6 protein-coding genes are annotated in these 12,867 nt (G+C 41.7%); all 6 read right to left on the reverse strand.

Going from position 1 to position 12,867, the window contains the following annotated elements:
* Positions 1 to 190: 190 nt before the first annotated feature.
* Positions 191 to 1,252 carry a family 16 glycosylhydrolase gene (locus tag ABJD64_RS22450; protein ID WP_348181091.1) on the reverse strand — a complete coding sequence of 354 codons (1,062 nt, stop codon included), beginning with the start codon at positions 1,250 to 1,252 and terminating at the stop codon, positions 191 to 193.
* Complete coding sequence (locus ABJD64_RS22455; protein ID WP_348181092.1) at positions 1,236 to 3,449, reverse strand: CRTAC1 family protein; 2,214 nt, start codon at positions 3,447 to 3,449, stop codon at positions 1,236 to 1,238. The genes ABJD64_RS22450 and ABJD64_RS22455 overlap by 17 nt, the downstream gene beginning before the upstream one ends.
* A complete protein-coding gene (locus ABJD64_RS22460; protein ID WP_348181094.1) occupies positions 3,446 to 6,766 on the reverse strand; it encodes a VCBS repeat-containing protein in 3,321 nt (1,106 codons plus the stop codon). Before ABJD64_RS22460 ends, ABJD64_RS22455 begins: the two co-directional genes overlap by 4 nt.
* Before the next feature lie 85 nt (positions 6,767 to 6,851).
* Positions 6,852 to 8,417 carry a RagB/SusD family nutrient uptake outer membrane protein gene (locus ABJD64_RS22465; RefSeq protein WP_348181095.1) on the reverse strand — a complete coding sequence of 522 codons (1,566 nt, stop codon included), beginning with the start codon at positions 8,415 to 8,417 and terminating at the stop codon, positions 6,852 to 6,854.
* An 18-nt stretch (positions 8,418 to 8,435) separates the two neighbouring features.
* Positions 8,436 to 11,543 (reverse strand): TonB-dependent receptor, encoded by a 3,108-nt coding sequence (locus ABJD64_RS22470; protein ID WP_348181096.1) that lies wholly within the window; start codon positions 11,541 to 11,543, stop codon positions 8,436 to 8,438.
* A gap of 39 nt (positions 11,544 to 11,582) precedes the next feature.
* Positions 11,583 to 12,842 (reverse strand): hypothetical protein, encoded by a 1,260-nt coding sequence (locus ABJD64_RS22475; RefSeq protein WP_348181097.1) that lies wholly within the window; start codon positions 12,840 to 12,842, stop codon positions 11,583 to 11,585.
* Between the last annotated feature and the right edge of the window lie 25 nt (positions 12,843 to 12,867).

Raw genomic sequence — 12,867 nt, forward strand, 5'->3', positions numbered from 1 at the left:
AAAACACACCCGAAAAATCCTAATTCCTTATCGCAAAATGTCAATGTAAATGCACTGCTCTCAGTACATTTCCCCCTAACGGGACGCAAAGATAATAATACTTATCCCTCTTTTCCTAACCCATTTAAAAAGTTTTTTAAATCTTTTTCACAATTATAGAAAAAGGCTCCTTTAGATCGACTAAAGCTATTTAATAAACAAAGACCTTACCGCTAGAGACTACCCCTGTGTTATCAACAAGTGATACTAATAGCATTTGACTCGATTCATTACCCAGATGAACTTCAACACTTTCCTCATTGATGTACATTTGATAATCAATCTGATTACCGCTTACATCATAAATCTTAATCTCGTCCTGGTAAGGTGTGTCGGTCTGGATTGTAAATCGTCTCGACTTGACAGGGTTTGGGAAGAGCATTAACTCTCCTGTACCTCCTTTTTTATTGACATTACTAATCAGCTGATAAACTCTGACATAATCAACTTTCATTTCTTGGGGAAAGATATCCTTAGCCACTCCCTGAACTCCTCCCCAATTGCCCCCAACTGCAATATTTAAGATCAAATGAAATCGTTGATCAAAGGGCCATGTATCTGAGCCAGCTATTTTTGAAAAACTGTAGTACTTATTTTCATCGACGAAGAAGTCAATTTTGGAGTGAGACCATTCTATAGCGTAGGTATGAAACTCTTCTTCGCAATCAGCGATAACAATATCACCTCCTTTTTGGGTGCCAATTGCATGATTGAAGGCTTTGGTATGAACCGTGCCGTAAATTTGATCGGGTTCATATCCTACATGTTCCATAACATCGATTTCTCCACTGTCTGGCCAACCTCCATAGGACCAATCTGTAGGCAGCATCCAAATGGCTGGCCACGTACCCTTTCCACTCGGCAAGTCGGCCCTTACTTCAATCCTACCATAAGTCCAATCTCCTTTGTCTCTGGTGACTAATCTTGCTGAACTATAATTCTTTGTACCAAAGTCTTCCTTGATGGCTGTGATGATCAAATTACCATCTTCTACTCTTGCATTCTCCAATCTTCCTTCGGTGTAGTATTCGAGTTCATTATTCCCCCAACCGCAAACATTGGGACAACCATCTCCTATATCATAACTCCATTTTACTGGGTCCGGTAATCCGACATAATCAAATTCGTCCGACCATATCAGTTCGTAGCTATTCTGTGCCATTAGATTACCAGTAATAACCAGGCAACATATTATTCTAATGATGATGTTCATGATTTGATTTTGTCTTTAGGTTGAAAGATTCAAGGTTCAGCGGCAGCGGGCTTTTATTTTGCTCTATTGCATAAGCCTTGTTCATCTCGATATTCTTGATAATTTGAGTTGATAAGCTCTTGTCCGGCCATAGGATGGTAATTCGGTCAATATCTATTGCATCTCCTAAGCCTATTTCTGCTCTCAAGGTATTTGCGCCAAAGGACCCGCCGGTACCTACATAATGATAAACGCTTTTCTTATCTCCCGAAGGCTGAGTCACAAGTACCTCAATCTTAGCGCCTATGGCTGATAGATTAGCCGCCGCTCCCTTCAGTTTTAGCGTAAGCCAACTGTTGTCAAACCCCGGGTTTTGGAATAGCATATTTTGAAACACATCACTTTCGGCTGCTCCTCCTACTTGATGATAAATATCCTGATCTCCATCGTTGTCCAGATCTCCAAAAGCTACGCCATGACCTTTTTGAATCTGACCAAATTGGCCTGCCGTGGTTACATCAACAAATTGCTCTCCTTTTTGATTTAAAAAAGCTCTGTTTGGAATGGTCGCCCAAATGTTGAACTCTCCTGTACCCAAATAAAAATCCGGGTAGCCATCATTATTAAAATCACCGAAATTTCCTCCCATGGCATAGAGTAATTTATCCAGCCCAACTTCGCTAGTGACGTTTGTAAAGGTTTCGTCACCATTATTCTTGTACAGACGTGGTGTTTCTCCATGAAACGGTTCTCCCAAATAATCCTTGGCCACTTCACTGGCGATCCGATAGGCCTCTCTGTTGTCGTAACCCACCACCATGATGTCTTGCCATCCATCTTGGTTATAATCCCAAAACCAAGTGGGAAAACTCATCACAGGCTCATTGACTCCTGCTTCCTTGCCCACCTCTTCGAAGACCCAGGCTGCCGTTGTGGCTCCTCCTCTATTAATAAAGAGTTTGTTGTGTCCATTATATATGGATAGGTATAAATCTGGGAGCCCGTCATTGTTTACATCTCCCCAGGTAGCACCTTTCACAAATTGATTGACTTCCAGACCAACTTTTGACGCGATATCGGTGAATGTACCATCACCATTATTAGCAAAAAGCTGACAGGGAAAGATGGCGTTTCTTCCAGAGGATTCATTGCCCACAAACAGATCCAAATGGCCATCCAAATTGAAGTCTGCCACGGCCACCGCTCCACTGGGCTCATTTGAGTAAAGACCTGCAGATTTTGTTTCATCAGAGAATTTGTTTCCCTGATTGATTAATAAGGAGTTGGGTATCTGTCCATTGGTTGACAACCAGGCGCCTCGCATGACATATATGTCAGTTAATCCATCATTGTTGAAATCGGCATGGGTGTTATTGAGCCCGCCAACAAGCCCTCTCAAACCATATTCGATTGTTTTATCTAAAAAGCTCCCATTTCCATCATTAAGAAATAACATAGATTGCTCTCCCAGACTATATGAAGTAGTGAAAATGTCGAGGTAGCCATCATTATTAAAATCCTCAACACTAGCGCCTCCTGCGTGGTTATTGACAGCCACATCTGTTTCCATACTTATATTTGGAAATACAGGAAATTCTATGTCAGATGCAAATGCTTCGGGTGGTATAAGAAATTCCGGAGGAACCTGGTTTGGATAATCACCGATGGCTTGGTAGCACAGATTGAGAAACCAACGAGATTGAAGGTCAGTGCTGTCAAATGCCAACAGTTGCTCGTATATCCCGATTGCATTTGAGGCAGGTGCCTTTAGTGTATGAATACCATCCCCTAGAATTGGCATTATACAAGATTGACCTGAGTGATTGTTGATACAATTCTGAATCTCTCCTTGCCGAAGATAAGCGAGTGCTTTTACTTTAAAGAAGTCGACACTTGCATTGTTAATCTCAGAGAATTGATTCCCTTGAAGAAAGGTATCTATTACTTCAATACACTTTTCATTGTCTCCTTTGAGCATCAGAACCAAAACATAGTCCAGCCAACTTCCATGTCGCATGGTATGGGGCAGGCCGTGAATGCCAATTTCCAATTTTCTTAAAAGATTGCTGGTAAAGTAGGGATAGTTATTATTGAGTTTAGCTGATTCTGCGATTTCATTTAACTCATTGGTCATCTCGATGGTCGACTGAGTTCGATAATCAGGTGGGTTGCAGGACCACACTGCCCAGGCTACCAATAAGAGATATGCGTTTCTCATTTCAAATTCCGATAAACCACTGCCGGTGCTGAATTGGAGATGAATACATTTAAGTATGCGTCTCTGGTCTTCAATCGAGCCACATTTCGAATGTCATAAGGCACGTATAATCCAGATCTTTCATAGCCTACATAGGAAAACTCCCCCTTGCCATCTCCTGCCAACAACCAGCCGAAACATGCATCATTTCTAGGTGTTTCAATTTCCGAATTGAACTGATTGCCACCGGCGAGTATATCCAGATGACCGTCTCCATTAAAATCTGCTACTTCCACCGCATTCAGAGAGGATGTCTGAATCTCGAAGGGTAAGTTTTTAGCGATCAGACTCCCATCACCATTATTTTCTATATAGAGACTTGAAAAATTACTAACCTTGTAATGGATGCTGCTTTCTAAATGTGTTTCACCATAAATATCCGCTAGAGTAGCTTGAGCAAAAGCGTTGTATTTGTTTTTATACTTCTTTTGAATATCTGGAATTTGCTGAGAACTGCACTGCATTCCTCTTACTGGATACTGTTCTTCGCCTTGATAATAACCCAAAACGATATCCAGATTTCCATTGGTATCATAATCATTGACATAGATATCGAAAGTGGCCTCTTCAGTGGCCTTGTACTTGTAGTTCAATCCTAAGTTGCCAACTACCAAGTCTTCATCTCCGTCATTGTCAAAATCCGCACTTTCGATAGTATTCCACCAACCAGTGGTATTACCTAAATCATAGTTGTCACTTTCATTTACAAATTGGCCGTTGGATAATCCAAATATCGTCATCGGCATCCATTCACCAACTACAACAAGTTTTTTGTCTTTTGACGGATCTAATGCAATCCAAGTTGCATCGGTAACCATTCCCAATTCATTAAAATCTGGTTGGTCTGATAGTTGAAATTTCAACTCCCCTGTCTCAGATAGGTTTTCCAACAAAAGGCTATTGACGGGTAAAGGGTACTGACGAGGCAGTTGCCGTCCGCCAATGAATAAGTCCTCATCACCATCTTGATCATAGTCGAATGGAAGTACTACACCTCCGCTTAGTGTTATTTCAGGCAAGGATGTGAATTTTTTAAGACCGGAAGGTTCGTTTATATAGAGTCGATCCTGATAATATTCGGAGTTGGCTTCATGATCATTTCCACCGCTTACAACATATAAATCCATGTCTTGATCTCCATCTGCATCAAAGAAAGTGGCAGAAACATCTTCGTAAATACTATCCATACTTGCGAATTTTGTTTTGACAAATCCTCCTTCACTATTTTGGATATATAGGAGTGGCTCTATTCCTTTGGCCCCACCTATGAAAAGGTCTTCCAAACCATCTTTATTGATATCAGCCTTTGCAACTGCAGGCCCGAGTCGAGACATTCTATGCGGAAGCAGAATTTGGTAATCAAAGTCATCAAAATCGTTCTCCTTATTCTGATACTCTTCAAGCCCCTCTACTGTAATTTCTTCAAAAAGTCTTGGTTCTACTCTTGGTTCGTTACTTGCAAGCTTGGCCAATTCCGCACTAACTGTTAAGGTCTGATTGGCCGAGACATTTTCGAGTATTGTCTTTGTGCCGGTTGGCCATGACACTTCTACTTTTGTTACCTTGTCTTGCAGACCCAAGCCAAAGTGGAGAATGGGCTCGATCGATGATTGATACCCTCTTACCAGTGTGTGTTCTTTAAATTGAACGCCTTGGTCTGTATATAATTTAATCTTCGCTCCAAGGCCCAAAGGGTTATTGTCTGGGCCTTCCAATTTCAATTTCAAGAAATTGCTTTTTCCGTTTTCTGCACTTAAGTTCTTAAATACTGATGCCACAGAATCGATGTTGTTGATGATGATTTCAACATCTCCATCGTTATCCAGGTCTGCATAAGAAGCGCCGTTTGAAAAACCCTCGAATTGAATACCCCATTTCTGGTTTGATTTCTCAAAATTCTTACCATCCATGTTTTTAAAAATGTAATTGTCCATCCTATGGAAAGGTAGCTTTTCAGTGATGTCCGTAAATGTCAGCTCCTTGTACTTAATTTTCATTTTTATATCCAAACGGTCCATCCATTTAAAGAAGTCCTTGTTGTTGATATCTCTTCTGGTGCCGTTGGTCACAAAAAGGTCGCTCAGACCATCATTGTCGTAATCTGCAAACAAACAGGCCCAACTCCAGTCTGTCTTATCTATTCCTGACATTTTGGCTACATCAGCAAAAAAGGGCCGACCATCTTTTTTAACTCCCTGGTTGAGTTGGAGTGCATTGTACATGTACTGATAATGAAATCCGGCGTCTACATTTTCCCAAAATCCATCAATGTCCATACTGGCCATGTTGGCTTTTGACCGAAAGTTATCGGCTGGCGTCATATCCATTTGGACAAAATCCATTAGCCCGTCATTGTTGATATCAGCAGCGTCTATTCCCATTCCATAAAAAGAGGTGTGCTGGGTTGTTTCTTTTATCAGATCTGTAAAAGTTCCATCTCCATTGTTGAAATAGAAATTGTCAGGTGTGTTGAAATCGTTGGAGACATACAGATCGGTGAGATTGTCGTTATTGAAATCGGAGGCTATTACACCAACAGCTAGTCCAAAATTGAGCATCCCTGCTTTTTCTGTTCCATCTGTGAAGTGGCCGGTGCCGTCGTTGATATATAGGTGGTCGGAGGATTTCCAGACCGGATTGTCCACCTTTTGTTTATACTGATGTATGAGCGTCCCAAAAGAGGTTTGCTCGTAGTTGGCAACATACATATCAATATCTCCGTCCTGATCGGCATCAAAGAAGGCTGTTTGAATAGTAAGTCCTTCATCTGCGACACCTCGATCTTCGGCTTCATCTACAAACTGAGGAATTCCCTGATCATTTACTCCCTGATTGATATATAAAATATTTTTGGTTGAGGCCCAAATACCTGCAACGGATATGGATATGTCCATAAGGCCATCAGCGTTGATGTCGTGCATGGCTACTCCTGTGATCCAGCGGTTGTCAGCGCCTGCACCGGCAGCAGTAGTTATATCTTCAAATTGGAGATCTCCTTTATTGAGATAGAGCTTATTCTTTACACTGTTGCCAGTGAAGTATAAATCTTGAAGCCCATCACCATTTACATCTCCAACAGCAACACCACCGCCCATATAGTAATATCCATAATTGAAGAAATTGACAGAATCATTGACTACCAAATCATTTGAGAAATCAATATTTGATAATGAATGATCTAATCTTTGGAAAACAGTATCGTCTTCATTGTGTTCTTGTTCGACACAGCCAACTATCAAAAGTGCCGAGAAAAGGCATATTATATTCTTACTTGTCATTACCGTTCAATTTACAAAAAACAAAGGCCACCTTGATTTAAAGGCAGCCTTTGAATAATAATATTACGCAAAATCGTATTGCATATTAGTTTCCGTATCCTGGATTCTGAGTCATATTAGTAGCCGCAGCTATATCTGAAATCGGAATTGGGAAAACCTGATGCGTACCATAGTTGAAGTTGTCTCCATAGTGCGCTGGGTCTCCTCCTGAAAAGGTAGCAGGTACTTGCACGCCCAATTCAGCATTAGCGATAGCTTCTCCCCATCTGATTAGGTCAAAATATCTATGGCCTTCAAATGCCAATTCAACAAATCTCTCATTTCGAATGGCAGCCATCAAAGCATCTCCTGTAGCAGTTACATCTGCCAATCCAGCTCTCGCTCTCACTTCATTCAAAGCAGCTTGTGCAGGACCATCCTGATTAGCCATGGCGTACGCCTCAGCTTTCAACAATAGCACGTCGGCATATCTGATCAATCTCCAGTTGGTACCGTAGTTCAGCTCTTTTGGTGCGCCATCTTGGTTAGTTTCTGCATCAAATGATCCGTACTTTAATCTAAAGTATCGGTTATAATCCCACCAGGTACTTCCATCGAAATCGGGGTCAGTACTTTTGTATGTTAAATACTGAGCTTCTGAAAACATCGTCGCATCTCTTCTCTCAGTATCCCCCATGGTGTTGAACGCATCCCACAGTTTTTCAGAAGGATAGTTGAATCCCCATCCGGCGATAAGTCCTAGTTCGGGTGTTGATCCCGCTCTAGCTCCCATCAATTGAACATGAAGGTTATTTTCGAATCTGGTTCCCCAAGGGTAGTTCCAGTCATAAGGTACTTTAGAAGAAAATGAAGCTTCCAAAACAGATTCGCTTCCGAACTCTTCTGCATCTTTGAAAACATCTGCATAGTTCGGTACCAAGCCGTAACCTGTTACATTTTCGAATGCAGCAGCTGCTTCAGTATATCTCGCCTGATAAAGCAACACTTTACCTAGCAAGGCATAGGCCATACCTTTTGATGCTCTGAACTGATCTCCTGCGGAGTAATCACTCTTGTTTGGAAGGGCAGCAGCGGCTTCTGTTGCATCAGTCTCTATCTGTGCATAAATATTGGCTTTTGGTACCCTGGCCTGATTAAATTCAGTTGGCTCTAATCCTTTCAATACTAAAGGTAAATCCCCAAACTGAGTAACCAACTCCAGATAGTAATAGGCTCTCAAAGCTTTGGCTTCCCCAATGATTCTCTTTCTCAAGTCATTCTCTGGCTCCAGATTTTGAATAATCATGTTGGCTCTGAAAATTCCGTAGAAATTCACTTGCCAAGTAGCCTGAATAGCTGGATTTGCACTATCCCATGTAAAGTTGTCTAATGCCTGATAGCGAGGCTGATCAGTATCGTTACCACCCCCTGCAGTACCTTCGTCAGAAGGTAATGTCTTAATCAGGGTTGGGCTTGCCCAATCAAAAAGGTTATCAGCAGTTAACATATCATAGGTAGCTATAATAGCCAGCTCTGCATCTTCATCTGTGGCATAAAATGTCTCGATAGACGAAACGCCATTTACGTCTTGCTCTAATTGATCAGAGCATGCTGCAAGTACAACAGCTACAAGTGCTGAAGCTACTCCCAATATTGCTATTTTCTTTTTCATGTCTTAAATATTTTTTTATTAAAACTGTAGCGTTAAGCCTGTAACAAATGTCTTCGGCACAGGATAAGATCCTCTGTCGATTCCTAAACTGTTTGCGTTGTTACTTCCACCGATTTCAGGATCGAATCCTTTGTATTTGGTGAATGTGAAGAAGTTGTCCAACGAAACATACAGTCTCAATTTCGTCAATCCTGCTTTATCCAACACAGATTTCGGTAGATTATAACCTAATTGCATCTGTCTTATTTTGAAGAAAGATCCGTCAAAAACCATTAGATCACTGGTATAAGCCTGTCCTGCTACCCCAGCTCTGAACCAACTGTTGGTGGAACCTTCACCAGTCCATCTATCATTATAGAAAAACTCTGGTTTGTTGGCCTGAATTCTGTCCGTTCTATTGAATCCCATAATCACATCATTACCGATGGATCCTTGAGCGAATATTTTGAAATCAAATCCTTTATAATCCAATTCGATAGTGGTACCGAAAGTAAAATCAGGATGAGGAGTTCCGATTTGCACAAAATCACTTGGTGTAATCGTACCGTCTCCATCTGTATCTACAATTACCGGATCACCAGGAGAAGGTGTATATCCTGCTACGTTCTCAGTGTATGCTGTTACTTCAGCATCGTTTTGAAAAATACCATCTGTCTGATATCCTCTGAAGAACCAAATTGGAAATCCCTGTTGCATCGCAGTGGCATCATTCCAGTCGATACCCACATCAGCACCGGCTTCGTACTCCTTATTAGGGTCTACAAAAGTTGCTTCGTTTTTGATGGCGGTAAAGTTGACGCTAACATCATATTTGAAGTCACCTTTTTGCTCTTGAAAGCCTAACTCCAACTCGATACCTTTATTTCTAACTTCACCTGAGTTTACCGGGCCTGCTGGGTTGCCGACAAAGCTTGGAGGACTACCAGGAACAATCAAATCCTTGGTGTCTTTGATGAAGTAATCAGCAGATGCTGTTAGTCTATCTTCAAAGAGTCCAATATCGATACCGAAATCAGTTTGCACTGAAGTCTCCCAAGTAAGATTAGGGTTAGCCAACTGAACTGGCTCAGCACCTGTTAGGAAATTTCCTGAGGCATCTTCATAAATAAAACCTGCACTGACTGTGGCCAATGAAGCTCCAGCTCCCTGACTAGTCAAACTTGACAAACTACCGTTTTCACCCCATGAAGCTCTCAGCTTCAAGAAATTAAGAGGCCCTGCTCCGAAGAAATCTTCACTTGAAAGTACCCATCCAGCAGACACTGAAGGGAAGTATCCCCAACGGTTATTTTCTGACAGTACAGAAGATCCATCCGCTCTCATGGTTGCTGAGAAAAGATATTTCTCCTTGTAATTGTAGGTCAATCTACCGAAGTATGAATTCAGTACGTTCGTGTTTCTATTGCCTTGTGCATTTGTATTTTGCAAACGATTAGGAACAGCATCTAAATAGGCTAATTGAGGAATGGCATTCAACAATGTTGTTCCGTTTCCTGTTAAATAACCGCTTTCTGTTTCGAAGTAAGAAGTACCTACCAAAACGTTGAAGTTGTTCTCTCCTAATTGCTTGGTGTAAGAAGCGAAATTTTCCCATTGGTAGTTGAAGTAGTCACTGTAAGTGTCTGCAACTCTTGCATCCTCGGTATCTCTATCATTGAAGAACCACTCTTCTTGCCAATAGTGATTGTAGAAATTACCAGAAATAATTCCTAATCTAGAAGTAACTTCTAAACCTTCGATTGGTGATATTGTTACAGCTGTAGCTCCAGAAAAAACTGTTGCATTGAACGAACCATGAACTTGCTCCATTTTAGCAAGTGGATTCGAAGTCTCTCCGTCCACCAAAGCAGACATTCCCCAATACAAACCATCAGAATTGGTTTTATACGCTTGGTCTGCACCATATTCATTGGTAATCCACTGAGGGATACCATTTGCGTATACCACAGGTGTAGCAGGGTCCATTACAATCCCACTTTGTACAATTCCTCCAAATTCAGAGTTCTCTTGAATTGATTGTCTTTCGAACTTAGCGAACGAGTAGTTACTTGTAATCTTAGCCCAGTCGTTCACTTTATGTTGCAAATTGAATCTCAACCCATAACGATTAATCGATGCTTTTTCGCCTCCGACTATACCTTCCTGATCCAGAAAATATCCACCGAACATGTATTTCGTGTCTGCGTTTCCGCCAGAAAAAGTCAGTGCATGTCTCTGCAATGGAGCTGTATCGAAAATTTCGTCTTTCCAGTTAGTCCCAACAGTAGGTACCTGCTCATCAGATCTTCTTGAAATACCAGCTTCTGTATTGTATTCATCAAATTGAGCAAGATTCATCACCTCCAAAGGCGAATTTTCAGACTGTAGTCCAAACTGGAAATCGTAGCTAATTTTACCAGGACCGTCTACTCCTTGTTTGGTTGTAACATAAACCACACCATTAGCACCTTCAGCTCCATAAATAGCAGCAGAAGCAGCATCTTTCAATACTTCGATTGCTTCAATTTCAAATGGATCCAACCAGCTAATGTCTGGTACTCTCATTCCGTCTACTATATATAATGGTGAAGTATTACCGTTTGATCCTGCTCCACGTATTTTCACATCATAACCAGCTCCAGGTGACCCTGAAGTAGGCACAATCTGAACACCTGCCATTCTTCCTTGTAATGCCTGATCCACTGATCCGGCAGAGAAATTAGCCAGATCTTCAGCTTTCACACTTGAGATCGCTGCAGTCAATACACTCTTTTTCTGAGAGCCATACCCCACGACTACAATTTCTTCCAGCGAAGTAATGTCATCTAACATCCCGACGTCTATAGTAGATCGACCTCCAACACTCATTTCCTGAGCTTTCATACCGATAAAAGAAAATACCAGTACGTCATCATCGGAGTTCAAAGTGATCTTGTAGTCTCCGTCTAAATTGGTGACGGTACCTGTCGCCGTTCCTTTTATTAATACACTTACACCAGGAAGTGTTTCACCTGTTGTGGCCGAAGTTACTTTTCCGGAAACCACTTTGTCCTGAGCCTGAACACTAAACGAAAGGAGTGTTAGCAGCATCAGCAACATTGACATCAAACCACTAAGTCTGACGCTATATATTTTTATTTTATGCATGTCTTTTAATTTTTATTAATTAACAGTTTTGATGCTTGCTTACTCAGCAACTACTATATTTTCCAACAGTACTATTGAGCTTGAATTTCCGGCAGCATCTACTTCCATATAGTAGATTTTGTAGGTCCCAGGAGAAGCTACAAACTTGGAAGCGCCTTTACCTTCACCTTCGAAATCTGATGAGGTTTCCGGAACAAATTGAGAATTTTCAGGTAGCCATAACCACAATACATCCTCGCTGCTTGGAGTAATTTTAACTAATCGTGTAGTTGCAGGATCCTCAGAAGCTGTAAGTGTAGGTACCGGAGCTGTATTATCTATGTTTACCGATCCATTAACTTCAAGTTCTGTAGGTGCATTACCTGCCATATCTACAACTGTGGCAGCATCCAATACTGCTGTTAGTGTACCTTCGTCAGTTCCTGCTACAGTATAAGTACCTGTCCAAACTGCCGCATCCTCGGTTGCAGTAAGTGCGACTTCTATCGGTGTGCTTTCTGTACCTGCACCTGTCAAATCAACAGTCATAGAAGCACCATTGGCCCTGGCTCCTTCATTCAATGTTACAGTGAATGTAAGCGCGGTTCCTGAATTTGCATCGCTTGAAGAAACTGCAAGTGCACCAAATGGTGCCACGTTGTCTACTTCATGAATAGCAGCTTCCAAATCAGCTGTTGCTCCGCCATAATCTGCAGAAACAGCTACACCGGTCAAGACCACATTGAGTTGGCCATTTCCAGTACCGCCAGTCACGGTGGCTTCAAATTGTGTCATATTGCTACCGGAAACTTCAGTCAAGGCTGAAATAGAGCCTGCTGTAAAATCCCCAGTCAATGCAACAGTAGGTACTGAAGCCAAGGGTGCAGCAAATGTAAAGGTCACCACATCGGTTCCTCCATTATTGATTTTACCAGCGGTGGCAAAAGCAACTGCACTGATTTCGGCAGCAACACCATCTACACTAATTGAGCGAGTACCTGATAGGCCACTTCCTGTGGCTGACACAGTAGCTGTACCTACGGCTCCAAATGTAACCTCGGCATCTAAGCCAGAAGTAGTACCCAAAGTAGCATTACCGGTTACCGTCCAAGATATGGTGCCTCCAGCTTCAGCAGCTGTAAAGGTTACAGTCGACGATGGCGATACTGATGCCGGTCCGTCGATGTACAACACTTCACCTATAGTGTTTGTCCCTTCATCATCATCGCATGCCACTGCAATGAGCAGTAGCAGCGCTGATGATAAAATCACTTTGGTTAGACCTCCTAGCCTAACCTTCATTTGTCTAAGTTTTATCATGCCTTTCAATTTTTTGATTTTAGTG

The organism is Reichenbachiella sp. (assembly GCF_039944555.1).
Lineage (GTDB): Bacteria > Bacteroidota > Bacteroidia > Cytophagales > Cyclobacteriaceae > Reichenbachiella.

Coding starts and splice junctions, on each gene's coding strand:
- ABJD64_RS22470 (WP_348181096.1), bottom strand. CDS start 11,543: ATGCATAAAATAAAAATATATAGCGTCAGACTTAGTGGTTTGATGTCA.
- ABJD64_RS22475 (WP_348181097.1), bottom strand. CDS start 12,842: ATGATAAAACTTAGACAAATGAAGGTTAGGCTAGGAGGTCTAACCAAA.
- ABJD64_RS22460 (WP_348181094.1), bottom strand. CDS start 6,766: ATGACAAGTAAGAATATAATATGCCTTTTCTCGGCACTTTTGATAGTT.
- ABJD64_RS22450 (WP_348181091.1), bottom strand. CDS start 1,252: ATGAACATCATCATTAGAATAATATGTTGCCTGGTTATTACTGGTAAT.
- ABJD64_RS22465 (WP_348181095.1), bottom strand. CDS start 8,417: ATGAAAAAGAAAATAGCAATATTGGGAGTAGCTTCAGCACTTGTAGCT.
- ABJD64_RS22455 (WP_348181092.1), bottom strand. CDS start 3,449: ATGAGAAACGCATATCTCTTATTGGTAGCCTGGGCAGTGTGGTCCTGC.